General features: G+C 39.9%; 24 protein-coding genes. 14 read left to right on the forward strand and 10 right to left on the reverse strand.

Going from position 1 to position 24,118, the window contains the following annotated elements; genetic code table 11:
• Positions 1-744 (reverse strand): nickel pincer cofactor biosynthesis protein LarB, encoded by a 744-nt coding sequence (larB, locus tag EKM98_RS02680; RefSeq protein ID WP_125980390.1) that lies wholly within the window; start codon positions 742-744, stop codon positions 1-3.
• An 11-nt stretch (positions 745-755) separates the two neighbouring features.
• Positions 756-2,030, reverse strand: a complete 1,275-nt coding sequence (gene larA, locus EKM98_RS02685; RefSeq protein WP_125980392.1) for a nickel-dependent lactate racemase — start codon at positions 2,028-2,030, stop codon at positions 756-758.
• A 235-nt stretch (positions 2,031-2,265) separates the two neighbouring features.
• Between larA and EKM98_RS02690 the strand changes: the two genes are divergently transcribed.
• The 5 genes from EKM98_RS02690 to EKM98_RS02710 are packed head-to-tail and all read left to right on the forward strand — an operon-like array spanning position 2,266 to position 5,747.
• Positions 2,266-2,931 carry a Crp/Fnr family transcriptional regulator gene (locus EKM98_RS02690; protein WP_125980394.1) on the forward strand — a complete coding sequence of 222 codons (666 nt, stop codon included), beginning with the start codon at positions 2,266-2,268 and terminating at the stop codon, positions 2,929-2,931.
• Positions 2,932-2,964: 33 nt separating this feature from the next.
• Positions 2,965-3,957 carry a cobalt transporter CbiM gene (cbiM, locus tag EKM98_RS02695; RefSeq protein ID WP_125980396.1) on the forward strand — a complete coding sequence of 331 codons (993 nt, stop codon included), beginning with the start codon at positions 2,965-2,967 and terminating at the stop codon, positions 3,955-3,957.
• On the forward strand, positions 3,935-4,756 hold the full coding sequence (locus EKM98_RS02700) for an energy-coupling factor transporter transmembrane component T (RefSeq protein ID WP_125980398.1): 822 nt from the start codon (positions 3,935-3,937) through the stop codon (positions 4,754-4,756). The genes cbiM and EKM98_RS02700 overlap by 23 nt, the downstream gene beginning before the upstream one ends.
• A 5-nt stretch (positions 4,757-4,761) precedes the next feature.
• On the forward strand, positions 4,762-5,487 hold the full coding sequence (locus tag EKM98_RS02705; RefSeq protein ID WP_125980399.1) for an energy-coupling factor ABC transporter ATP-binding protein: 726 nt from the start codon (positions 4,762-4,764) through the stop codon (positions 5,485-5,487).
• 23 nt (positions 5,488-5,510) lie between these two features.
• Positions 5,511-5,747, forward strand: coding sequence for a hypothetical protein (locus EKM98_RS02710; protein WP_068225873.1), 237 nt, complete (start codon positions 5,511-5,513; stop codon positions 5,745-5,747).
• Between the two features lie 157 nt (positions 5,748-5,904).
• On the opposite strand, the gene EKM98_RS02715 is transcribed toward EKM98_RS02710, so the two are convergent.
• Positions 5,905-6,561, reverse strand: a complete 657-nt coding sequence (locus EKM98_RS02715) for a hypothetical protein (RefSeq protein WP_125980401.1) — start codon at positions 6,559-6,561, stop codon at positions 5,905-5,907.
• Positions 6,562-6,891: 330 nt separating this feature from the next.
• Between EKM98_RS02715 and EKM98_RS02720 the strand changes: the two genes are divergently transcribed.
• Together EKM98_RS02720 and EKM98_RS02725 are read left to right on the forward strand one after the other, a co-directional pair.
• Positions 6,892-7,425, forward strand: coding sequence for a TetR/AcrR family transcriptional regulator (locus EKM98_RS02720; protein WP_125980403.1), 534 nt, complete (start codon positions 6,892-6,894; stop codon positions 7,423-7,425).
• Between the two features lie 85 nt (positions 7,426-7,510).
• Positions 7,511-8,539 (forward strand): amidohydrolase family protein, encoded by a 1,029-nt coding sequence (locus EKM98_RS02725; protein ID WP_125980405.1) that lies wholly within the window; start codon positions 7,511-7,513, stop codon positions 8,537-8,539.
• A gap of 130 nt (positions 8,540-8,669) precedes the next feature.
• Here EKM98_RS02725 and EKM98_RS02730 read toward each other — a convergent pair whose 3' ends face one another.
• Both EKM98_RS02730 and rbsK read right to left on the reverse strand, forming a co-directional pair.
• Positions 8,670-10,142, reverse strand: coding sequence for an ABC transporter substrate-binding protein/permease (locus EKM98_RS02730; RefSeq protein WP_125980407.1), 1,473 nt, complete (start codon positions 10,140-10,142; stop codon positions 8,670-8,672).
• A gap of 178 nt (positions 10,143-10,320) precedes the next feature.
• Positions 10,321-11,247: a ribokinase gene (rbsK, locus tag EKM98_RS02735; protein ID WP_125980409.1), complete on the reverse strand. Its 927-nt coding sequence runs from the start codon at positions 11,245-11,247 to the stop codon at positions 10,321-10,323.
• A gap of 329 nt (positions 11,248-11,576) precedes the next feature.
• On the opposite strand from rbsK, the gene EKM98_RS02740 reads away from it, so the two are divergent.
• The 4 genes from EKM98_RS02740 to nrdG all read left to right on the forward strand — a co-directional run bounded on the left by EKM98_RS02740 (position 11,577) and on the right by nrdG (position 16,573).
• Positions 11,577-12,014 (forward strand): MarR family winged helix-turn-helix transcriptional regulator, encoded by a 438-nt coding sequence (locus EKM98_RS02740; protein WP_100070652.1) that lies wholly within the window; start codon positions 11,577-11,579, stop codon positions 12,012-12,014.
• Between the two features lie 35 nt (positions 12,015-12,049).
• Entirely contained in the window at positions 12,050-13,429 is a 1,380-nt protein-coding gene (locus EKM98_RS02745; protein WP_125980429.1) for an MDR family MFS transporter, read from the forward strand.
• Between the two features lie 353 nt (positions 13,430-13,782).
• Positions 13,783-15,978: an anaerobic ribonucleoside-triphosphate reductase gene (gene nrdD / locus EKM98_RS02750; RefSeq protein WP_125980411.1), complete on the forward strand. Its 2,196-nt coding sequence runs from the start codon at positions 13,783-13,785 to the stop codon at positions 15,976-15,978.
• Positions 15,979-15,994: 16 nt separating this feature from the next.
• Complete coding sequence (gene nrdG / locus EKM98_RS02755; RefSeq protein WP_125980412.1) at positions 15,995-16,573, forward strand: anaerobic ribonucleoside-triphosphate reductase activating protein; 579 nt, start codon at positions 15,995-15,997, stop codon at positions 16,571-16,573.
• 60 nt (positions 16,574-16,633) lie between these two features.
• Here nrdG and EKM98_RS02760 read toward each other — a convergent pair whose 3' ends face one another.
• Positions 16,634-17,365: a sulfite exporter TauE/SafE family protein gene (locus EKM98_RS02760; protein WP_100070650.1), complete on the reverse strand. Its 732-nt coding sequence runs from the start codon at positions 17,363-17,365 to the stop codon at positions 16,634-16,636.
• Between the two features lie 169 nt (positions 17,366-17,534).
• Here EKM98_RS02760 and EKM98_RS02765 point away from each other — a divergent pair, with 169 nt between their 5' ends.
• Positions 17,535-17,987 (forward strand): DUF2188 domain-containing protein, encoded by a 453-nt coding sequence (locus tag EKM98_RS02765; RefSeq protein ID WP_100070649.1) that lies wholly within the window; start codon positions 17,535-17,537, stop codon positions 17,985-17,987.
• A gap of 394 nt (positions 17,988-18,381) precedes the next feature.
• Here EKM98_RS02765 and EKM98_RS02770 read toward each other — a convergent pair whose 3' ends face one another.
• The gene (locus EKM98_RS02770; protein WP_100070648.1) at positions 18,382-19,347 is read right to left on the reverse strand and encodes a zinc ribbon domain-containing protein; all 966 of its coding nucleotides are present in this window, start codon (positions 19,345-19,347) and stop codon (positions 18,382-18,384) included.
• Positions 19,348-19,582: 235 nt separating this feature from the next.
• Here EKM98_RS02770 and EKM98_RS02775 point away from each other — a divergent pair, with 235 nt between their 5' ends.
• A complete protein-coding gene (locus tag EKM98_RS02775) occupies positions 19,583-20,302 on the forward strand; it encodes a MerR family transcriptional regulator (protein WP_100070647.1) in 720 nt (239 codons plus the stop codon).
• 20 nt (positions 20,303-20,322) lie between these two features.
• Here EKM98_RS02775 and EKM98_RS02780 read toward each other — a convergent pair whose 3' ends face one another.
• Both EKM98_RS02780 and EKM98_RS02785 read right to left on the reverse strand, forming a co-directional pair.
• Positions 20,323-20,913 (reverse strand): uracil-DNA glycosylase family protein, encoded by a 591-nt coding sequence (locus tag EKM98_RS02780; protein ID WP_068226275.1) that lies wholly within the window; start codon positions 20,911-20,913, stop codon positions 20,323-20,325.
• 155 nt (positions 20,914-21,068) lie between these two features.
• Positions 21,069-22,541 (reverse strand): MFS transporter, encoded by a 1,473-nt coding sequence (locus EKM98_RS02785; protein ID WP_125980414.1) that lies wholly within the window; start codon positions 22,539-22,541, stop codon positions 21,069-21,071.
• A 239-nt stretch (positions 22,542-22,780) separates the two neighbouring features.
• Here EKM98_RS02785 and EKM98_RS02790 point away from each other — a divergent pair, with 239 nt between their 5' ends.
• On the forward strand, positions 22,781-23,152 hold the full coding sequence (locus EKM98_RS02790; RefSeq protein WP_068225886.1) for an FMN-binding protein: 372 nt from the start codon (positions 22,781-22,783) through the stop codon (positions 23,150-23,152).
• Between the two features lie 280 nt (positions 23,153-23,432).
• Here the strand turns inward: EKM98_RS02790 and EKM98_RS02795 are convergent, their stop codons facing one another.
• The gene (locus tag EKM98_RS02795) at positions 23,433-24,098 is read right to left on the reverse strand and encodes a nitroreductase family protein (protein WP_100070645.1); all 666 of its coding nucleotides are present in this window, start codon (positions 24,096-24,098) and stop codon (positions 23,433-23,435) included.
• Between the last annotated feature and the right edge of the window lie 20 nt (positions 24,099-24,118).

Consider the following 24,118-nt stretch of genomic DNA (forward strand, 5'->3'; position numbering starts at 1 on the left):
TCATAAATGATTGATCATACTAGCCGAATAGGCCGCACCAAAGCCATTATCAACGTTAACAACTGTAATTCCCGACGCACAGCTATTAAGCATCGTCATGAGTGCTGTCAAACCACCAAAGTTAGTTCCATAGCCGATACTAGTAGGAACCGCAATTAATGGTTTATTAATCAAACCACCAACAACACTGGCCAAGGCGCCTTCCATTCCCGCAATCACAATCACGACCTTCGCACCACGAATAACGTCTAACCGGGCAAACAGGCGCTGAATTCCAGCCACGCCGACATCGTAGACACGCTCCACCTGATTACCAAACGTTTCCGCGGTAATTGCCGCCTCTTCGGCAACTGGCACGTCTGAAGTGCCGGCAGTTACGATTGCAATGTAGCTTTTCGTTTGTGGCAGCGCCGTTCCAATCACGGTACAACGTGCTTCTTTATAATAGATTGCCTCAGGCAAGGCAATTTTTACGGCACCAAACTTTTCTGGCGAGACACGAGTTGCTAAAATCGGTGCAGTCTGTTGTTGAAGCACCTTTGCAATTTCAACTATCTGTTCGGCAGTCTTTCCTTCTCCATAAATAACTTCTGGATAGCCATTACGTTTCTGGCGTGCCAAATCAACGTTGGCAAAACCAATATCGGTAAAAGATTGTTTTTCCAAACTCGCCGCAGCGACTTCTGCACCCGTTTTTCCATTGGCAACTTGTTGTAGCAATTCTCGTAATGCTTTTTTATCCATAATTACACCAACTAACGAACAATAACGCCTAAACCATCCGGAATAACAACAACTTTTGAATCCTGGCCTTCTCGTTGATACGCCATTTCTAAAGCCTGATCCAAAGAAGTTGCCAAGTCCATGTGCATTGAAGTAATTAACTTAGGATCAACTAGATCAGAGACAAATATAACGTGATGATGAACCAGAATTCGGGCGAAAATTTGGGCGGTCCATTGATCAGGAATGGTCTTTAAACGCGGTGTATTAATTGCTTGATCTAAGAATTCTTTTGGATCATCTACATCAGCCAAATTATGGTAGAAGCCATCACCACCGTGACCATCGCGAGCACCGGCCACCATAATAATCGTGCCGTTTTCTTTATTAGTTGCTTCGGCAGCCGTCATTCCTTTAACGGCCTGATAAATATTTTGATCTAATGGGAAACCACCATTGGTAGAAATCGTAATATCACTAGGGATCTTCTTTACACTAGACAAATCACGAACAAACTCACAGCCTACTTTATGTGCGGCTTCCATATCACCGGCAAAAGAACCAATAATTTTTTTATCCTCATCCAACACCACGTTGATAATAAAGGCTAATTTAGCAGTTCGCGCTGCGTAAACCATATCTTTATGAATCGGATTATGCATTAAATTACCCGTTCGTGCCTTGTTAGAATTAATAAATTCACCAGAATGATTCGCCATAATTGTTTTATAAGAAGCAACACCTGGTAAAACGGACTTTCTACCACCAGAAAAGCCAGCAAAAAAGTGCGATTCAATAAAGCCTTCAGAAATCAACAAATCGGCCTCTGCAGCTACCCGGTTAATAATGCAATCGCCACCAGAAGGTAGTTGGCCAATTTTAACCATCGAGCTATCATCAGTGGAAACGTGCATCACAATCTCTTCATTGGCAACAATGTCCGCACCATATTTATTAACTAATTCTTCGTGGGTTGAAGGTCGGTGGAATCCAGTTGCTACGAGAATACGAATTCGGGCATCTGGCGCAACACTTCGCAAACGTCGCAATAAAATTGGCGTAATAATATGTGATGGAACTGGACGTGTGTGATCCGAACTAATAATGACAATATTCTTCTTACCAGTTGCTAACGTTTCTAAGCTTTCTGAACCAATCGGATTATCTAATGAACGTTCAACCGTTTCGTTTTCTGATAGTTCATTTTTATAAGTGGCCGCCTTTGAGACAAGTTTTCCCGCAAAATTTTCATCCGCAATTTTTGCAGTAATTGTCGTCTTATCATATGGCAAATCAATTGCTACCATGAAATGACATCCTCTTTCTCTATAAAATTTACATGCAAGCTTTGTTATACTCATCTTTTTTTAATTTGTCTGCTACCTTTGGCGTTTCCAAAACTGGTTAACAAATGTATACTTTAAATGCTGTCGCCAAATTTACTGAAACGGGTATGATACAAAAGTAATTGTAATTTTGGCAATGCAGTAATTAGCGAATTGTTCCTGACTAACCAAAACTTACATGAAAGAATGACGACGAATGGTATTAACTGATATTGAGTACTTAATGAATTATTTAGATGAACACCACGTTCCGATAATTAACAAAAAACGACATACGTATCTCACTTACCATGGACTTGCCGAGCATTACACCTACATTTTGAAACAAGGTATTATTAAAAATAGTATTATCCTGCAGGATGGTCGTGAATTTAATCTTTCTTACATCGTCAAACCCGACGTCATTTCGTTATTACGCGATGAGGTTTCAAAATACACTGATCAGCCATTTAATGTACGAATAGAATCAGACGAAGCAATGTTTTATCAAGTCGACCGCGTCACTTTTTGGAATTATGTCAACGCAAATTTGGAACTACAGAATTACGTTAAAAACTATTATCGAAAAAAGCTTTCCGAAAATATTTTCCGCTCACAACGAATGGTCATGAACGGAAAAAAGGGAGCTGTTTGTGCTTTTATCTATAGCCTAATTGATTTGTTTGGCCGCCAAGTCCCGGAAGGAATCCTGATTGATTTCATCGTCACTAACGATGATATTGCCGGTTTTTGCGGCATTAGTTCGCGTAGTAGCGTTAACCGAATGCTAAATGAACTCAAAAACGATGGTGCCCTTATCACTAAAAATCATAAATTTATTATTACCGATATCAGCTACCTCATCGATCATATTGCTAATTAAACCTTAGTATTATTGGATAAGGAGTTTTCTAAATTGCACATTCCCGATAATTATTTAAGTCCAACAACGTGTGGAACACTAATCGCTGTTATGACACCAATTTGGACGGTTTCAGTTTTAAAAGTGAAGGCCCAAATTAAAGAAAAAAAAGAAACCATTCCACTGCTAGGTGTGGCGGCTTCATTGGCCTTCTTAATCATGATGTTTAATTTACCGATCCCTGGCGGAACCACTGCCCACGCTGTTGGGGGAACTTTACTTGCCGTGTTATTAGGGCCTTGGGCGGCCTGTTTGGCACTTTCGATTACGTTACTCCTGCAAGCATTGCTATTTGGTGACGGTGGAATTTTAGCTTTTGGTGCTAACGCCTTTAATATGGCTTTCATCATGCCTTTTGTCGGTTACGCCTGCTATTTAATTGGCCGCCGATTACACCATGAAAAAATTGGTCTAGCCGTTGGTGCCTACGTTGGTATCAATCTCGCAGCTTTAGTTGCCGGAATTGAACTCGGTTTACAGCCACTTCTATTTCACAATCAGCAGGGAACACCGCTTTACTGTCCTTATGGATTGAATATTGCAGTCCCTGCCATGCTAACGGCCCATTTACTTATTGTTGGTTGGGTTGAGGCGGCTTTCACTGTCTTGGTCTTCCAATTTATCAAGAAGGCAGCGCCGGACAGTATTTATCATGCAGCAACTAAAAATACTAAAGTACACACTAAAGCAATTTACGGCCTATTAGCCGGCCTGGCCATCCTTTCGCCACTTGGTTTAATCGCTTCTGGAACGGCCTGGGGTGAGTGGAATAAAATGGAACTACAGCAACGTTTGCAGACCGCGCATCTGGCTACTCGTGCACCAAGTGGCATCAGTCATGGCTTTCAATTCAGCGCACTCTTTAATAACTACACTATTAAGGGTGTTCCACTGCCAATTGGATATATTTTATCTGCCGTAACCGTCCTACTTATCTTTTTTCTATTCGTTCGGGTGATTCGTTATGATCAAAACAAAGATAGTTGAACTGCCAAGCTGGCTGCAAGAAACGCGTGTTGTAGCCCCTAAACGAAATGGTCATTCCTTTCTACAGCAAAACAGCCAACGATTAAGTCAGTTATTACAGCGTTTTGCACAGGAGGCTGACATTAGGCACCAACCCCTTGAAGAATGGTTAGCGCCGCAAGTTAAATTATTAACCACTTTGAGCACTGTTTTATTAATTTCTTTAAATCAGAATCCATTTATAGCGTGGTTAATTTTAGTTTGTAATCTGGGCCTACTGGTAATATTACCGCCCGCTTACTTAAAAAAAATCATCCGCCAAACAGTCATCAGTAGTTTATTTGCTGAGCTGCTCGTTTTGCCAAGTATTCTGCTACTTCCTGGACAAAATTCACTATTTTTCTTTGGCCGAACTTGTCTAATTCTATTAAATCTTAGTTACTACCGGACAACGACAACCTTTACGGCGCTTATAACTGCTCTTAAACAACTACACTGCCCTAATAGTTTAATCTTCACTGTTGCTATCACCATCACCTACTTAAAACTACTGGGTGAATACTTATTAAATCTATTGGAGGCCATCACTCTGCGCTCAGTGGGTAAAACGGCCCACCCATACCAAACGATCGGCCAGCTTTTTGGTATACTTTACTTAAAGACCCACGATTATGCTTTGGCCTTATACGCCGCAATGGAAGCACGCGGTTTTACTGGCGATTATCAAAAGGAAACTAGGTCTATTCACCACTGGCGCGATAATCTAGTTTTGTTACTGGATGCCACTTTATTCGGTCTACTATTCTTTTTAGGGAGCTAATTTTAATGTTAACTGTGCAACACTTAAACTATCATTATCCAACTACTTGCGGCCTAAACGACATTAATCTACAAATCAAGGCCGGTGAATTTGTTTGTTTCATGGGTCCCAACGGTTCCGGTAAATCGACGCTGTTTAACATTCTAAGCGGCCTAAAAATAGCTAGTAGTGGTGATTACTATTTCAACGACGCATTAATTGATGCAGCTTTCTTAAAAAATGCTAAAAGACGGCAAACGTTCCACCAACAGATTGGTTTTGTCTTTCAAAATAGTGACGTTCAATTATTTAACCTAACCGTAGCCGATGAGGTCGCTTTTGGTCCGAAACAGCTAGCCCTGTCAGCGGCCGAAATTGAACAACGGGTTACGGATTGCCTAAGGTTAACTGGCTGTAGTGAATTCCGCGATCGTGTGCCTTACCATCTTTCTGGAGGTGAGAAAAAACGTGTCGCTTTGGCCAGTGCCTTAGCTCTTAATCCTAGTGTTTTAATCTTAGATGAACCACTGAACGGCCTAACACCAATCGCACAACAACAAATGTTGGATTTATTAATCCAACTCAATCAGGCCGGAAAAACAATTTTGATTGCCAGCCATGATTACAATCAAATCAAACAGTGTGCTAGTCGCTTTGTTATTTTTAACGAACAACATAAAATTGTTCATGATTTGAGTGCTACTGATTTAACGACTATGCCAGAATTAGGTCAAAAACTTACTTTAATTTAAATATACTTATGGGGGAATTAATTATGAATATGAACATAAACAACGAAATTCATCGTGGTTGGAACAAACGAATCGTGACCGGCAAAACATTGGCTGAATGTGATGAGAAATTAGTCACGTACTTGAATAAACAAGATTACGGTAGTGGCGAATTTGTTGTTTTACATGAAAATGACGGTACCAATCAAAATTCTGGTTACCCACTACCAGACGGTGATCTTTGTTACATCAGCTTTTTGATTTATAATAGCCGCCTTTAGGCTAAAAAGTGTTGCGAAAAGCGTTTAGATTAAAATAATCACTAACAATAGGTTCCAAGGTTGCTTAACAGCCTTGGGGCCTATTTATTAGTGATTAATTAAGCGCGCTTGATTACGCGCTTAATTTTATATAATGACAGCTTTTGCTTATTTATGATCAAATATCTACGTGGTGTTTGAGACTTGGAAAAACGTGTTGGTCAGACCAATTCATTATCGCACCTTGAGCTACTAACGCTAAAATTGTGCCGAAACCAATCGCCTTAAGTTGGCCAGTTGCAATAAATGAAATTATCGTAATCATAATTGGTGGCGTATAGCTTGCCCATTGTCCTAAGATTGCTGATCCTTTAAGGTACTTAAAGCGAAGAATATAGGACAAATCGTCATTAGGGTGCATTAGAATATTCGAGCGTTGGTAGATCGACACAGCCGCGGCCACTGTGAGAATACCAAGAACATCTAAAATAATGCGGACACCAAGCCCTAAATGAGGGACACCTAGCCAATCCCATGCCGTCGTCATTATTTGGACTAAATAGCTAAAGGGCACAATATAAAGTAAATTAGAAAAAAAGCGGCGCCGATCAAAGTGGCCCAGCAACAGTTGATTAACCAGTGTAATAACGATCCCGTAGACAAATAAAGTTGTGCCCAATGAGACATGAATCCAATTGGCTAAGTTAACCGAGGACCCTGTCCAAACTGCACTCCCTAAATTAGTAGAAATTGTTAAGGCGTTGCCGGTAGCGTTCATTAAAATTGAAAGAACTAAAAAATCCATTCTTTGGTGAAAATCTTTCATTTTAACCACACTAGTCAAGCTCCCCTACTAATTAATTTAACTTTCTTTATTAACTATATAACTATTTAGAACTAGTGACAAAGCAATCTAATTTCCGAACATCTTCCTGTCAATCAAGACCAGTATATTTTAAGGAACATACTTTAAGTTGTGTGAGATAATAGCTCAATCAAAATTATCGAATACGAACGTTACATTGGTGCTAGTAGGATTAATTTCCCGGGAAATATTGTATTTTACCGCAATCCTCAAAATTGAATATTTCTTAAAAACTAAGTAAAATACCCTTAGATGAGGTAACAATTATTTGAATAAGTTATTTCTTAAATGGAGACTATCATGGAACAAGTTGACAAACGTATTTTAAAAACCAAAACTAAAATCGATTCCACCCTATTTGCTCTCTGTAAAAAGAAAGTTAATTTTGAAACCCTAAGTGCACCTAAATTAGCAAAAATTGCCGGAATTTCCCGGCAAACTTTTTACCGTTACTACTTATCACCGAAACAAGTAATCGTTACAATGATCGACAAACATCTCAGTGAATTTCAAAAAGATTTTCGACTTCAAGGCTTAACCGCCCGGAGCATGACTGCCCAACTCATGAAAACCTGGCAACAGCGTGCCGAAGTCTTTGAACTAGTCGAGTGGTCAAATACCCGCCAAGAATTTATTCAACGCCTATCGCTCTTCAATCAAAATATTGCTCACCAAAATAAAATTACGTTAATCGATGAAGTGGCCATTTGTAATGTTTACGCCGCAGCAACTTACATGTTTTTACGCGCCTATGTATTGGATAATGCATGGTCTGAAAATGAAGCGACTGACTTGTTTCTGCACCTTACCAATAATTTAGATAAAATTTTTTAGTTACGCAACTTATTGGCTAATTCGGTCCATAACTTCCGTTTTAATCTCGCTATACTGTACTTAAATCTTAGATGAGGTGAATATTATGAAATTAATTACAACAGAAGAACATATCAGTACAGCTTACGCAAATAAGGCAATCATGGACTACATGAAAACACAACCTTCCGATCCTAAGGCCTTACAAGAATTTGGTCGTTCGTTTGCAGAAGGTCTTGTCGCTTATGCAGTAACGCCGGAAGAAATGCAGGATCTAGATACAAAACGACTTCAGTATATGGATAAAAACGGCATTGATATGCAAATTCTTTCGTATGGTGACGCCAGTACCAATCCAGATATGCTACCAGCAGAACAGTCCATTCCGTTAACGAAAAGAATTAATGATGACATTGCGGCTACTGTAAAACGCCATCCAGATCGTTACCTTGGCTTTGCAACTTTACCGGTTTCTGATCCCAAGGCAGCCGCACAAGAACTGAAACGTTCCGTAACTGAATTAGGCTTACAAGGCGCCTTGTTATTAGGTACTGCTAGAGGTGGTCACTTTTTGGATGAACCACAATTTTTACCAATCTTTGAAATGGCAGCAAAACTCGACGTGCCACTTTATATTCACCCTTCGATGCCCTCAGAAACCATTCGTAAAACCTATTATAGTGACATGAATCCGATTGGCTTTAACGCCATCATGGCAACACCAGGCTGGGGTTGGCACATGGAAGCTGGCCTGCACGTTACGCGCTTAATTTTATCTGGATTATTCGATAAGTTTCCAAACCTAAAATTAATTTCTGGCCACTGGGGTGAATTTGTACCTTATTTCTTGGAACGTTTAGACGACGCAACTACGCCAGTTGTTGGTAATCCATTAGCACACCCAGTCTCTTATTATTACAAAAAGAACGTCTACGTTACGCCTAGTGGTATGTTTACTTGGCCACAAATGCAGTTAGTTCTCACTGAAATGGGTGCGGATCACGTCTTATGGGCGCAGGATTATCCTTACGTTAAGGGTAACGCCGAAGATTTTCTTGCCAACACAGCAATTTCGGCAAATGACAAAGAAAAAATTGCCCACGGAAATATCGAAAAATTGTTGAAATTAAAGTAATATTGCACCACACGTTAAAAAAATACTATTAAATTTTACTAAAACAGGACAAATAGTCTGTTGTCTTGAAAGTTACCCATTTTCAACGGGGTAGCTTTCAACAGCTACTATTTGTCCTGTTTTAGATCATTTATTCTGTTGCCGGGTGCCGTAAACGATTTTCGTAATGCCGAAGCACCCTTGATAAACTGAAGGTCATGATGAAGTAAAGGATCATGGCAATCACAATTGGAATAACCCCTTTATAGGTATCAGCCTGCACAATTCGTAACTGGTAAATTAAATCAGTTACACCGATAATTGAAACAATCGAAGTTTCCTTAATTAATGAAATAAATTCGTTGCCAAGTGCCGGCCAGATATTCGCTAAAGCTTGTGGGAAGACAACGTACCGCATCGTCGAGCCGTGGCTCAATCCCAGGCTCCGGGCCGCTTCTACTTGCCCTTTAGCCACAGAATTAATGCCGCCACGAATTATTTCACTAACGTAGGCACCACTATTTAAAGCAACCGCAATTGTTCCGGCGATTAAAGCTGGTATGTTTACAAAAACACCAATCCCAAAGTAGACGAACATAATCTGCACCATTAACGGCGTGCCACGAACAAATTCAACGTAGGCCGTTGCTAGTGCCCGCAATATTTTAATGTGCCCCAATCGAATTAAGGCTAGTAAAACACCTAGTAAAACGCCAATGATCACTGCAACTAATGAAATTCCTAATGTGTACAGAACACCCTTTGCAAAATAGCTCCAGTAATGCAGCATCGACGTATTTTGTGTATTAACTTTCATGTAACTGCCAGCGGTAACTAAGTACTCTTTTTGAATCAAATTTTGCTGTTTAATCGTACTAAGTGACTTATTAATCGCTAGCCGCAGTGAAGTTGATCCCTTCGGCAAAGCAATTGCGTTACCGGCCTCTGCCTTACTGGTCTTAAAGTGTCCTTTCAAAGCGATTAAGTCAGGATCATTTTTAGCGTAAGCGGTTGCTGAAGCTTCATCCTTGGCAACACCGTCGACTTTATGGGTTTTTAACGCCAAAATGAGATCAGAGGCATTATCCATTCCGACAACCTTGATACCTGGCATCTGCTTTTTGGCCTGATCGTACTGTAAAGTCCCTGTCTCAGCACCAATTTTTTTGCTCCGAAAAGAATCTTTATTATGGTAAAGGCCTTTGTCCGCCTTATTAATCAAAATATCCTGACCACCAGAATAATAAACATTACTAAAATCAACGTTCTTTCGCCGTTCTGGTGTCGGGCTCATACCAGACAAAATCATATCAACCTTGCCCGTTTCTAGTGCCACCAACAATGAGTCAAAGGACATCTTCTTGATCACTAATTTTACGCCCAAATCGTGCGCAATTTTTTTACCAATTTCAATATCCATCCCAACAATTTTTTCTTTACCGTTTTTGTTTATCTGAAATTCATACGGTGGGTAGTTCGGCGAGTTACCCATCACCAACGTTCCTTTTCTTTGGATTCGCGCCAAAGAATCATCCGTTGCGGCCTGTGCAGGTTGTTGCACAATTCCCCCGAGCCCCATAAATATTAAACAAATAACCAAAAATAACTGCAGCCCTTTTTTCATTTCATTCGCTCCATCAATCAGAATACCATTATTATACGTCCGATTAATTATTTATTCAATTATTATTCATAATTTTCAAGCGTTTAAATCTAAATTCAGTTTAATTAGAAAAAATACTATTTTTGATCATAAAAAAGCCGACAACAAAATTAGTTTTTATCGTCGGTCTCTTATTTAATTAAAACAACAACGCATCAACCTCAGCCTTAGTTGGAATTGAATCCATCGCTCCTGCTCGTTGAATGGTTAAGGAGGATGCCGCGTTAGCAAAATCGATTGCCGCCTTAGCGTTACTAAGATCCTTATTTAAAACGGCTGCCATTGCTCCGATAAAGGTATCACCGGCAGCCGTTGTATCGACTGGCCGGGCAACTTTATGTGCCGCAACGACGCCAGTTTGAGCGGCGATATTATAATAGACACCCTTAGAACCTAAGGTAATCAATGTATTGGGAATTCCTTTGGCCTGAAAAGTGGCAGTAATTGCCGTGAAATCAGCCTCTGTCACTGCCTTATGTCCGGTTAAAGTTGCGGCCTCCGTTTCATTAGGCGTGATGATGTCCGTTAATTTCAATAGCTCATCTGGTACTGGTTTATTGGCAGGTGCTGGGTTTAAAATTGTCAGCACACCAGCTTCTTTAGCAATTTTAAAGGTTGCGATAATGGGCTCAAAATTAGTCTCTAGTTGAGCGATCACAATATCGGATTGCCTAATTCTGTCCGCAGCAGTTTCAATGGCCGCATCGCTAACTAACTTGTTGGCACCACCTTCAACCATAATCGTATTATGACCATCAGGCTCCAAAATAATAAAAGCCTGGCCAGTATTTTTGCCATCAAGCGCGCTGATTGCGCTGACATCAATACCTTCAGCCTTGCATTTACTAATCAACATTCTCCCGGCAGCATCGTTACCCGTCGCACCAATAAAATGAACTTGAGCACCTAATCGCGCCGCAGCAACAGCCTGATTTGCTCCCTTACCACCAGCTGCCTGAGTACTAGCCCTTAACAAACCAAGTGTTTCTCCTTGAGTCGGAATATGTTCAACGGGAATATGAATATCCAAATTCAAACTGCCAATAACTGTAATATTCTTTGCCATAATTACGTTCTCCTTTTGAGTTGATTGCGTAAAACATTTTAGCTGAAATGTGCCCCGTAATACGGACTCTGAACGCTAAGCGTCACATCCATGTTTATTCATTTTATCAGTTCTATCACGACATCATGCATCTGCATAAAGTTTATGCCTTTTAATCTAAGGACTCAATATTTTCATCCGTTTCATTAAAGGTAGACCGGCCTTTTATAATTATTTTAACTAATCTAAGTCTAGTGCAATTAAGGCTTCCTTGAAAAATTACTCAAAAACGCGTAATATGTTTCGTGCACGAATAGTTCGTATACGAATAATCAATATAAGGAGTACTAATGAATAACACCGAAATAGAAATTAAAGATTTAATCCTATCACTGCGCTCGCTTAGAAAAGAAACGCGCCGGATTTTTTATTACCAGGCTAATAAACAACAGCTCACTGAAACTTGGATTATTGCTTTGGGTGCCCTTGCAACTAAAAACCCTAGCTCACTCGAGGAACTCGCCAACGCCTTACGTCTTGGTAATAGCACAACTTCCGGTATTGTTGACCGAATGGTGGCAGAAGGTTTAGTCACTAAAAATCGTGATCAAACCAATAAACGCAAAATCAATATTAGTCCGACTGCTAAAGGACAGCAAAAATATGCAGTAACCTACGCCGATTTTTGGAAAAAATTAACGCCAATCAATGATATGTCCACGACAAAATTAACGGAACTATTAGCAACTCAAGCAGAACTACTAAAAAAGTTAGAAGGTATTAAATAGTGAACGCTGTCCAAACAAAACATAACCGGGGAATTATGTTGATTCTAGTCATGGGAACTTTTTTGGCCTTCTTAAATCAAACTTTAATGAACGTGGCGTTACCTAGTATCATGCGGTCATTTAATATCACTGCTGCACAAGGACAGTGGTTATCAAATGGTTACATGTTGGTTAACGGTATTATGGTCCCCTTAACGGCCTACTTGATTCAACGTTTCACCACCCGGCAACTTTATTTGGCTGCAATGTGTGTGTTTGCTTTTGGTACGATCATCGCCGGAATGGCGCCCAGTTATTTGATATTGATCACTGGACGGATGATTCAGGCCGGTGGTGCTGGCGTTATTGCCTCACTAATGAACGTCTCCATCATGAATATGTACGCGGCTAACAAACGTGGAACTGCTATGGGTTGGGTTGGTCTGGCACTAAATTTTGCGCCAGCCCTTGGTCCAACCATTTCTGGTTATTTAGTTGAACAGTATAATTGGCGTTCGCTTTTCTATCTGATTGCACCTCTAATTATCTTGGATATTATTTTTGCAGCAATCATGCTACGTAACCTGGGCACGAATAAAAAATTAAAACTTAACTGGAGTGGCGTTGCCCTTTCAAGTATTGGTCTTGGCTCACTGTTACTTGGTTTCAGTAATGCCGGTACAATGCCAATACTGTCTAAAAACGTTCTTGGTTTTAGTTTGCTTGGCCTACTGATTGTCATTGCCTTTGTCTATCAACAAACACATATCAGTAACAAATTACTAAACTTCAACGTTTTTAAAAGTCATAACTTCATCATTGCGGTGATCGTGAACGTCTTTTTAATGATGGCACTTTACGGCGGAACGCTGTTACTTCCTTTATATATGCAAAATGTTATGCATTATAGCGCAATCTATTCTGGTCTAGCTATGTTGCCCGGCGCCTTGATAATTGCGGTTATGTCACCAATTAGTGGCCGGATGTACGATCAATGGGGTGCCAAATATTTATCATTTGGTGGTACCATTATTTTACTGATTGGTACTCTTATGCTGAGTCGCGTAAGCCTGCATTCAAGCTTTGCCTGGGTGACTGCCGCCCAAGCCGTTCGCCAGTTAGGCCTTTCAGTCGTTACCATGCCCATTCAAACGGAGGCCTTTAATTCGTTACCTCAAGCAATCATTCCTGATGGCTCAGCGATGTATACAACCATCCGTCAAGTATCAGGTTCATTTGGGACAGCGTTATTAATTGGAATCATGAGCGTTTTGCAAAAAAATAACATTGCACAATTAATGGCCCAGCATAGCCTAAAAGTCGCTACCCAATTAGGTTCCTTACAAGCAATTAAAACAACTTACCTTGTAGCCGCCGTCTGTGTGTTAATTAGTTGTTTGCTCACCCTAAACTTTAGAAAACGTGACTATATCTAGCACATCGGAAAGGTGGGTTAGACTCTGAACTTGCACCGATTATAGAAGACTGCGCCGAAAATAAATTTTACTGCGGCCTTTTCAATTATTTTTAGTGCTAACGCGGAACAATCTAATTCACCAATATTGGTAAAATTTTGTCCATTGTAATTTTATTTGCCTTGACACACCTAAGCTTGTAGCTACCCTAATTAACCCAGAATTTATTTTTAACGGCCAGTCTTATACACAATATATTGTTAAATTTTAGTTGATTTTGCGAAATAACCCCCTATATATTGATTGATATCAATTGCGATTTGGCGGTGAATGCTTTAATATATGATGTATTAACAAAGAAAAAGGTGTTCATTATGTTAGATATTCAACCTAAAGTTTTACAAATTAAAGTGATCAAGCGCGACGGTCGTTTAATGCAGTTTGACGGCAACAAAATTCAAAATGCACTAGTAAAGGCTGCCACGCAAGTTGATCAGGAAATTGATCCAATCATTAATCAAGCATTAGAAGAAGTCACGACTGACGCCATTAACGAAATTAACCAACGTTTTACAAAAAATATAAAGATTTACGAAATTCAGAATATTGTTGAACAAACACTGTTAAATCACCACCAATACGATATTGCTCAAGAATACATTAATTACCGAACAAAACGTGACTTTTCCCGCAATCAGGCAACTGATATTAACTTTACAATCAAAAAATTATTAAATAAAGATCGTAACGTTATTAACGAAAATGCCAACAAAGACAGTGAAGTTTTCAATACACAACGAGACCTGACTGCCGGCACAGTTGCCAAAGCAATTGGGCTAAAAATGCTTCCTGCAAAAGTGGCCAACGCGCATTTAAAGGGTGAAATTCACTGGCATGATCTCGATTATCAACCTTACAGCCCCATGACAAATTGCTGTTTGATTGATTTCAAAGAAATGCTAACCCACGGCTTTAAAATTGGTAACGCTGAAGTAGAACCACCACATTCGATTCAGACGGCTACTGCCCAAATGAGCCAAATTATCGCTAACGTTGCTTCTAGTCAATATGGTGGGTGCTCCGCCGATCGAGTCGACGAATTATTGGCACCCTTTGCAGAAAAAAATTACCAAAAACACTTAACGGATGCTAAACAGTGGATTGATGGCGACCAAAAGCAACAGGATTTTGCGAAAACTAAGACAACCAAGGATATCTATGATGCTATGCAGGCCTTGGAATACGAAATCAACACCTTGTATTCTTCACAGGGCCAGACACCATTTACGACACTTGGCTTTGGTTTAGGCTCAAGTTGGATTGAACGCGATATTCAAAAGGCAATTTTACAGGTACGAATTAAGGGCCTTGGTAAAGAACACCGAACAGCAATTTTTCCTAAATTAGTCTTTACCTTGAAACGTGGTTTGAATTTAGACAAAACTGACCCTAATTACGATATTAAACAAATTGCGATTGAATGTGCCACAAAACGGATGTACCCTGACATTTTATCTTACGACAAGATTGTTGAATTAACTGGATCGTTTAAAGCACCAATGGGCTGCCGCAGCTTTTTACAAGGCTGGAAAGATGAAAATGGCAAAGAAGTTAACTCAGGCCGAATGAATTTAGGCGTTGTTACGGTTAATTTGCCGCGAATCGCTTTAGAATCACAAGGCGATCAGGCTAAGTTCTGGGAAATCCTGGAACAACGTTTGCAAGTTTGTAAAGAAGCTCTTGTTTTCAAGGTTAATCGGGCCAAGGAAGCCAAACCAAATAACGCACCAATTTTGTACGAATTTGGTGCATTTGGTAAGCGCCTAAAACCAACTGACTCGGTCGATGAGTTATTTAAAAATAACCGCGCAACTGTTTCACTAGGCTATATTGGCCTATACGAGGTAGGTGCGGTCTTCTTTGGACACGCTTGGGAAAATGACCCGTCGGCCAAGGCATTCACGGTTGACGTCGTAAAGGACCTCTACAAGCATTGTTTAGCGTGGGAAAAAGAATACGGTTATCACTTCAGTGTTTACAGCACGCCTGCAGAAAGCTTAACAAATACCTTCTGCCAAGCCGATTTAAAGAAATTCGGTAAGGTTAAAGACGTCACTGATAAGGAATACTACACAAATAGTTTTCACTACGATGTTCGTAAGGCGCCAACACCATTTGAGAAGATTGACTTTGAAAAAGCTTACCCTAAATATTGTGCTGGTGGTTTTATTCATTATTGTGAATACCCAAATTTGAAACAAAATCCAAAGGCATTAGAGGCCGTTTGGGACTATGGTTATGATCGAATTGGCTATCTAGGCACCAATACACCAATCGATCAATGCTTCAAGTGTGGTTTTAAAGGCGAATTTAAACCAACTGAACGGGGTTTCAAGTGTCCTAAATGTGGTAACACTGACCCAACGACTTGTGATGTGGTTAAACGAACTTGTGGTTATTTAGGTAATCCGCAACAACGCCCAATGGTTCACGGCCGACATGAAGAAATTATTCACCGGGTTAAGCACATGACACTGGGAAATGATCAAACAACGCAAGCAAGACAATAAATGGTGGTTATAATTAATGATAAAAAATGAATTACCCAATAATCCTAAGCCAAAAGAATGGTTAGCGGACGATTTAAGCCAGCAATACATTGCTGATTACAAGCCCTTTAATTTTGTTGATGGCGAAGGTGTTCGTAATAGTCTCTATGTTTCTGGCTGCCGTTTCGCTTGTCCAGGTTGCTATAATAAAATTGCCCAAAATTTTCATTATGGCCACCCCTATACAAAAGATTTGGAAGACCAAATCATCGCTGATCTGGCGCAGCCTTACGTTCAAGGACTGACCTTACTTGGTGGTGAGCCTTTCCTTAATACTCAAGTCTGCCTGGCGCTGGTTAAGCGGGTTCGGCAGGAATTTGGTCACGATAAGGATATCTGGTCGTGGACCGGCTATACTTGGGACGAACTACAACAGGAATCGGCGGATAAAAAAGAACTATTGAGTTTGTTAGATATTCTAGTGGATGGTCGCTTTATTCAAGCTAAAAAGGACCTAACACTTCAATTCCGTGGCAGTTCAAACCAACGTATTATTGACGTCCCCGCTTCACTTGCCACAAATAAAGTGGTGATTTGGAAGGATTTAGTTCGTTAAGCAAACATTAAAATAGACGCTAAAAGTATTGGTGATCAACCTTACTTTTAGCGCCTATTTTCATTTAAGCAATAACAAGCCACCAAAGACAATTAGTAAAATATAAATGTACTTGACCAAAGTAGTTCGTGCAATGTGATCACTAAGCCAGTTGCCTAATGGTACAACAACGAATAACAAGGGCACAATTATCAGCAGCAAGTGAACAACCGTTATATTCCAAAAACCTGAAGCGGCTTGACTAATGACAACAATTGTCCCTACGCAAAGAAAGTGTGCCTGCAAAATACCGCGTAATTGATCTACCGGCCATTTTTTCAAGGTCCCGTAAATGACAACTGGCACACCATGGCTGTTATAGGCACTTCCCAACGCCCCTGAAACGATACCAGCTAAATAATCCCAATAATTAGCGGCAAGATGCTTTTTTTGTGGTTGCTGACTAAATAATTTCCACAGACTATACGTTCCGTAAACAATTAGAAATAGACCTAATAAATGTAAAACCAACTTGGTGGGTACCATTTTAATCAAGAGAATTCCTAATGGCACCCCTAGTAATGAGCCAGTTACTAAGCGACGAACGACAGCAAAATCAATGTGGGCACGAAATTTAACCGCTGCCGGAATTGCAACCAGTAACCCCAATGCACCAATTAAAGCAGTTGACATTTGAAGGTTAAAACCCACTAATGCTAATAGTGGCATTGTTACTAATACTTCACCAAAACCAAAAACTGTTCGAACTAACGCACCAAATAAGGCGATTAAGACAACTAAAAATAGTGTCACTAGATCTCTCCATTTCATTTTAAGGTTATTCATTCATTGTAAAGGAAATCCAATAACAATAACAGGCCGCCAAAAATCAAACAACGCGCATATTTCTTTCTTTCACTGCTAATCATCATTTAAAATGATAATTAGAACTAAATTTGTAATTACAAGGAGGAATCCCAGTATGCCCTGGAATATGCAAGATTATCCTAATTCAATGAAAAATATGCCTGAGCAAGAACGGAAAAAAGCAATTGATATCGGCAACGCACTCTTGGCCGATGGATATCCAGATGACCGCGCCATTCCGATTGCGATCAGTCAGGCGGAAAAATGGTACCAGGATGCAACTCCTACCGACAAACAAAAGTTACGTAACGATAAAAATCCAACCAAACACGACAAACATTCGGAAAAGAAAAGTAATCCAGAACTCATTGACTCAAACGAACTAGTTAAGCACCAAGAAAATGGCTGGGCAGTCATGGCTGAAGGCGGTAAACAACCCAGTGAAGTGTTTCCTACTAAAGAAGAAGCGCTGAAACGTGCTCATAAAATCGTTGCCAATAAGGATTCGGTGATTAAAGTATATAAACGAGATGGTAGTTTGCAGGATGAAATTCGGCCCAAAAAATAAATGACGTTGCTATCCTTCTGCAATAAATCAAACCACCGTTATGGTTTGGTTTATTGCAGTTTATTTTATTGGCACACCAAAAACGAAAGGCTGGGGTAAAACTCTGGGTTCACGTGTCTAATTTGAAAAGACGTCCAGATCCAAGCATCAGTCTAGTGAGTATTTGAAAAGCATAAAAATAGCGCGCTATTAAACTTCAAGCGCGCTTGATTATTTAAAAATTTGTTGAACTGAGACTGGTCTCTGTTTTCGAATACTTTCTTTTAGACTGGGTTACAAAAATGGGCTGATCGTCGAGTATCGATTCAACTTGATAAATAATTCATTAAATACAATTTGGATTAGTTAATTTTATGAAAAATAGTTGCGCGACACGTTTAAAATACATAATTCATCAATAAGGTTCTAATAAATCCTGTAATTCATTTGTGGCCGCTGAATCATTAGAAACAGTGAAGTCCTGATCTGGCTTGTACGTAGTTTCGGTTCCATTATTATTGTATTCACCAAAACCAGTAAGTGGATCGACTGTTGTGCCGTTACCAGATTTTAATTCATACACAACCCCATTATCGGCCAAAAGGTATTTACTAACTGGTTTATCAAAGTTCATATTAGTCGTATAACCATCAGCCGTTGAGCCACTATCTAAGCTATCATCAACGCCAGTAGTCCCATCCTTAGACGTATAAAACACTAAACCACCAATTGCGTGAATTTTAAAATTAGCGGTACCGGGATTATTATTATCTTGCACCTGAACCTCACCATCTGGCGTTTGGGCGTACCAGTCACCAGAACCAGCGGCCCCATGATTGAAATAGTAATTACTAACCGCCATGTTGCCGGTTTGCGCACGACTGTCGGCCCAATTCAGCATTTGTTCAGTAACCGTTTGCTTTTCCGCTTCAGATAGTGTGACTGATTTTTGTTTATTTGTAGTTGTGACTTCACTTTTCGATTGAGTAGTTGAAGCCTTCAATGAAGCATTTTCTGCAGCCAAACTAGCACGCTCAGATTCTGTAGTATCACTAGACGAACTAGAGCTCGCAACCGCCGTTTTTTCAGCGGGACTGGGACTTTGTCGTAAAATAAAAATAAAACCAATAAATAATATAATTACTACCGTACCAAGTATCCACGGCCAACGATGGCTCACTCTTTTAATTGGCTGTTTTTGTGCACGATCTGTTTGTGAAAAGGTATAACCACAATGACTACAAAACATAGTTGTTTCCGTATTAGTTGTACCACAGCGTGGACAAACCTTAGTCGTTTGCCCTTCCAATGCCTGGCCACAACTAATACAGAATTTAGAATTTGGCTCATTTAAAGTACCACAATTTGGACATTTTACCATAATAACACTCCCCCACTGCTGCACAATAATATTCCGTTGTGCCCGCCGTTTACTACCTTTACCCAGTACTTCAGATCATTAATCTCGCTACATATTCTCCCAAATTACCTAAACACCTATTACCTCACCTTATTTATACCATATTTTAGACGTTATTTTACATTTTGAAATAAAAACTGCTTGCTCATAACGCTACGTCATTAGCTATGCTATAACTTATAGGAGGTGAAATTCTATGGCGACTTATACAACCGGTGAGCTCGCAAAAATTTGTGGTATTTCTATTCGCACCATTCAATACTACGATCAAAAAAATTTACTAAGCCCAGACCATTTTAATGAAAGTGGTAAACGTATTTACTCAAACAAAGAGTTACAAACCTTACGTATAATTTTGGGGTATAAACAACTGGGCTTTACGCTCAAAGACATTAGGAAGGTGATGGCAAATCAACAAAATTATGCAGTCTTGGAATTACTATTGGACCGGCAAATAACACGACTGGACCAACAAATTAAAGTACTGGAGGCACAAAAACAGAGCGCTCAGTATATTAGTGACACGCTCCACAATAGTGAACCACTATTAGAAAACACATTAGGCGACATAGATGGCACAATGCAAAAAAACAAAGAGCTGAAACAATTACATCAGCTACTGATTTTATTCGGTATTCTTGCAGATCTACTTGAAATTGGATTATTATTTCTGGGCATTGTTAACGGGATTTGGTGGCCAATGTTCATTGGCATTCCAATTATAGTTTTTATAGCTGGTTATATGACAAAAGAATACAATCAAAATACCGCTTATATTTGTCCTAATTGCAAAACCGTTTTTAAAATTAGACTAAAAAAACTATTTTTCTCTGCACACACACCAAAAACGCGTAAATTAATTTGCCCGCACTGTGGTAAAAAGGCGTATTGTATTGAAACATTTGCCAAAGAATAATCAATTAGTAGGCTCCAAGATTATGCTTCATCAAGCATAATTTGTTTAATTTCCGTCTGTAAAACGGGAAGAACTGTCCCTTCAAACCAAGTATTTTTATGCAACCAACCATAGTTAAGCGGTGATGGATGAACTAATGGAAAATAGTTAGGCAGATAATCTTCATAATGCCGAACAGTTTCCGTCAAAGTTCGCTGCCGCCGTTTTTGTAAATAATATTTTTGCGCGTACTGACCAATTAAAAGTGTTAAACGTACCTTGGGCATCAATTCTAATAGCGGTTCGTGCCACTTATCAGCAAAACCTTTCCGCGGTGGAAGATCGCCGTGTGCACCCTTACCTGGATAGTAAAAATCTAACGGCATCACAGCAATTTTACCAGAACGGTAAAACTCATCCTTGCTTAATCCCATCCAGGCGCGCAAACGATCGCCACTTGGATCATCCCAAAACACCATTGATGCTTGCGCCTTTCGACTGGGAGCTTGACTAATAATAAGAATTTCTGCCTGCGGAATAACGTGATAAAGTGGTTGAATTCCTTGAGCAGTAAATTCTTGATTTTGGGTATCGTTTTGAATTGCCGCAAATATTTCCGACGCAGTTTTTATGTGCATGCTGACCTCTCTCCTTTACTCCATCAACCTATTTTTAAATTAGTTAAAAACTTGATTCACCATCATGTGAGTAAACGATCAACATTGGCGCAAGTTACTTGCCTAGCTGAATCCATCTGCTAAGTTCACTAAACCCGTAATTGTTCTGACTAACCAATTGCCTTTTGCCGTTCTAATCGTTGCGCCCAAAGATTAATTCCCAACGCAATTAGCATCAGTATTAATGATAAAAACATGATGTTGTGCAGGCCATTATGTAAAATAAGCCGCATCTGCGGAATTAACTGGGTCGGCAACGTTTTGAGATTGGTTGCATCACTAAGCTTATTCATCATTTTCATCGTAATTTTACCACCGGATTGGGCAACACCACTTCTTAGTGCACTGTTCATGATCAGTCCAAAAATTGAGGCCGTAAATGTCTGGCTCAACATCCGAATTAAAAAACTAAACGATGTAGCCACTGGAATATCTTTAGGATCAGCATCTTGTTGCACCTTTACTTGCAGTTCATTAAAGCAGGCACCGTTACCAAAACCTTCAAAAGCGGCAGCGACCAATAAAATCCAGTACGGTGTTTTAACTCCCATAACTAAAAGAAGGATAAATGAAATAGTTAACGTAATAATTCCCATAGCGATTACTTTTTGCGGTGTTAAATACCGGCGCAATGGCGCGACCGAACCAGATCCCATAAAATTAGTTAATGAACCGGGAATTTGCGTGGCACCACCAACCAAGGCCGTTGTCCCGAGTAATCCTTGGGCCCACATTGGACTGTAGATTAAGAAACCAACAAAGGCGCCCCAAATTAATGTGAATAAAATAAAATCAATCATTAGCGAGCGATTTTTAAAGAGTCGACTAGGAATAATTGGATCGGCCACGCCACGTTCAAGGTACACCATGCCACCTAGGCAAATGGCCGCGAATACTAGCACGCCGGCAACAAGTAGTGAATTAGCGCTGCCGATCATTTCAATCCCGGCAAGCAAACTCACTAAACCAATCGTCATTGAAATAATTCCGCGATAATCAACTGGTTGACTTTGCCGTGATTCATGCGTTGTTTGATAATATATTTGCACTAAGATAGCCGAGATTAGGCCAATTGGTACGTTTAAATAGAAAACCCAGTGCCAACTGAACGTATCCACAATGTAGCCGCCAACCAATGGTCCAATAATCGTTGCCGTGCTGTAACTCGCCGACACAAGTCCCAAAACCTGCATCCGTTTCCGAGGATTGGTAAACATCCGCGCGTAAATAATGTACGGTAATGAAACCACCCCACCATTTCCGATTCCAGCGATGGTTCGTGCGATAATCAGAAAAACGATATTAGGTGCTAATCCTTCTAAAAGGGAACCCACTACAAAAAAGAGCGCAGCCAGTTGGTAGCTGTGCTTATTGCCGATATGTTCGCCTAACTTACTCCATAGAGGCGTACTAACTGCTGTTCCTAACAAAAATACCGCCACAATCCAGCCCATCATTTCAATTCCGTGTAAATCAGAAATAATGGCTGGTAATGCCGTATTAATGATAGTGTTATCCAACCCACTCATCGCATTTGACAACAACAATGCACAAGTGACAATGATAATATTATGCTTTGACAAACGATACACTTCTTCCTAAAAAATTAAACTATCTCTATCATGCTACAACTTATGCTGCCATTTTAAAATGCTGATTATTTGATACGCCAATTTTAGCGTCTTTAAGTGCTGAAAATATAACTATTTCATTCAAATTAGTCCCTAACGCCGGAGAAAAATTAGCTGAACGTTTGTTTGGCCTTTTTTCTTCTTAAGTAATATAATTAGCTCATTAAATCTGTAAAAAAGAGGTTAGACTAATGAACCAAAAATTCCTTGAAGTTATGCAGCATGAAGGCCCAACTACCATTATTACGGTTAACGCACAGCCTGCTAGTGTCGTTAATACCTGGAGCTCATACGTTGAGATAAAACAGGCCGATAATTACCTCCTTATCCCTGCAGCAGGGATGCACAGTATCGAAAATGATTTTCAAACTGACAACCGGGTTGTTTTAACTATGGGAAGCAAAGAAGTCCCCGGAACACAGGGACCTGGGGCTGGTTTTCACGTTTACGGAACCGGTGAATTTATAGAATCGGGAAGTGAATATGACGAAATGAAAGCTAAGTTCCCGTGGATTCGTAAGATATTAAAAGTTAAAATTGATGACATCGTTCAAAAAATTTAGTGTGCTTTTGAAAAAATAATTCGAAAACACCACACATTATAGCTAATAAATAATGACCAAAAGAAGTCTGCGACCTATTCAATTAGGTTGCGACTTCTTTTTTGCTACTTTATGCACTTAATCGTGCTAATTCAAGCTTGTCGGCCACTATAAATTTTCTTGTTCAGACATAGATTTAACCAAAAAAGACACATCCACAATTAAACGTGAACGCATCCAGCTAAAAATTCTACTTTCATAATCATTAAAAAGCACTAAATAACAACTACTATTTAAAAACTTATTTGAACTGAACAACTTGATCGGCTTCGTAGCGAACTGATTTAACCTCGTCCTTATCGTCTGGAGCCGGCTTGCCAATTGCAACCGCCATAACGGGAACGTATCTGTCTGGATCCAATCCCATTGCGGTGGCCGCCTTAGTTGCGTCATACCCGGCAATTGGATTTGTAGCGTAACCATGTCCCCGCGCAACTAGCATAAACTGCATCGCTGCCAAGGCACTGTCAACCGTGGCATCTGCCGTCAGCATTTCTTTCGAAGCACTTTCATAAAGTGGTAAGAAAGTTTTGAAAACCTCATCCCGTTTTTCAGCCGAAATTTGGCCGTTATCGTAGGCTTTATTCCATAAATTACGGTAAGACTTAAACGCTAATGTGTCGCCAAAAATCATGACCATCGCCGAAGAAGTTTCTAGTTGTGGTGTATTAAAGTGCATAAAGAAGGAACGCAGTTTATCCTTACCGGCTGGTGTGTCAACAACGACAAAGTGCCAAGCCTGTAAATTACACGCTGACGGTGCCGTAATTGCCTCTTTAATCATCGTTGTCATTTCATCGTGAGAAATTTTGACGGACTTATCGTAGTTACGAATTGACTGTCGCTTTAAAATAACATCCGCAAGATCATTATTCACAAACGTGCTCTTTTTAGTTAAAGTTGCCATAATAACTTCAAACCCTTTCT

Source organism: Loigolactobacillus iwatensis (genome assembly GCF_003950295.1).
GTDB classification, from domain to species: domain Bacteria; phylum Bacillota; class Bacilli; order Lactobacillales; family Lactobacillaceae; genus Loigolactobacillus; species Loigolactobacillus iwatensis.

What these genes read in the sequence shown, in the direction of transcription:
- larB (WP_125980390.1), bottom strand. Translation starts at nt 744, where the DNA reads ATGGATAAAAAAGCATTACGAGAATTGCTACAACAAGTTGCCAATGGA.
- larA (WP_125980392.1), bottom strand. Translation starts at nt 2,030, where the DNA reads ATGGTAGCAATTGATTTGCCATATGATAAGACGACAATTACTGCAAAA.
- EKM98_RS02690 (WP_125980394.1), top strand. Translation starts at nt 2,266, where the DNA reads ATGGTATTAACTGATATTGAGTACTTAATGAATTATTTAGATGAACAC.
- EKM98_RS02700 (WP_125980398.1), top strand. Translation starts at nt 3,935, where the DNA reads ATGATCAAAACAAAGATAGTTGAACTGCCAAGCTGGCTGCAAGAAACG.
- EKM98_RS02705 (WP_125980399.1), top strand. Translation starts at nt 4,762, where the DNA reads ATGTTAACTGTGCAACACTTAAACTATCATTATCCAACTACTTGCGGC.
- EKM98_RS02710 (WP_068225873.1), top strand. Translation starts at nt 5,511, where the DNA reads ATGAATATGAACATAAACAACGAAATTCATCGTGGTTGGAACAAACGA.
- EKM98_RS02720 (WP_125980403.1), top strand. Translation starts at nt 6,892, where the DNA reads ATGGAACAAGTTGACAAACGTATTTTAAAAACCAAAACTAAAATCGAT.
- EKM98_RS02725 (WP_125980405.1), top strand. Translation starts at nt 7,511, where the DNA reads ATGAAATTAATTACAACAGAAGAACATATCAGTACAGCTTACGCAAAT.
- EKM98_RS02730 (WP_125980407.1), bottom strand. Translation starts at nt 10,142, where the DNA reads ATGAAAAAAGGGCTGCAGTTATTTTTGGTTATTTGTTTAATATTTATG.
- rbsK (WP_125980409.1), bottom strand. Translation starts at nt 11,247, where the DNA reads ATGGCAAAGAATATTACAGTTATTGGCAGTTTGAATTTGGATATTCAT.
- EKM98_RS02740 (WP_100070652.1), top strand. Translation starts at nt 11,577, where the DNA reads ATGAATAACACCGAAATAGAAATTAAAGATTTAATCCTATCACTGCGC.
- EKM98_RS02745 (WP_125980429.1), top strand. Translation starts at nt 12,050, where the DNA reads ATGTTGATTCTAGTCATGGGAACTTTTTTGGCCTTCTTAAATCAAACT.
- nrdD (WP_125980411.1), top strand. Translation starts at nt 13,783, where the DNA reads ATGTTAGATATTCAACCTAAAGTTTTACAAATTAAAGTGATCAAGCGC.
- nrdG (WP_125980412.1), top strand. Translation starts at nt 15,995, where the DNA reads ATGATAAAAAATGAATTACCCAATAATCCTAAGCCAAAAGAATGGTTA.
- EKM98_RS02765 (WP_100070649.1), top strand. Translation starts at nt 17,535, where the DNA reads ATGCCCTGGAATATGCAAGATTATCCTAATTCAATGAAAAATATGCCT.
- EKM98_RS02770 (WP_100070648.1), bottom strand. Translation starts at nt 19,347, where the DNA reads ATGGTAAAATGTCCAAATTGTGGTACTTTAAATGAGCCAAATTCTAAA.
- EKM98_RS02775 (WP_100070647.1), top strand. Translation starts at nt 19,583, where the DNA reads ATGGCGACTTATACAACCGGTGAGCTCGCAAAAATTTGTGGTATTTCT.
- EKM98_RS02790 (WP_068225886.1), top strand. Translation starts at nt 22,781, where the DNA reads ATGAACCAAAAATTCCTTGAAGTTATGCAGCATGAAGGCCCAACTACC.
- EKM98_RS02795 (WP_100070645.1), bottom strand. Translation starts at nt 24,098, where the DNA reads ATGGCAACTTTAACTAAAAAGAGCACGTTTGTGAATAATGATCTTGCG.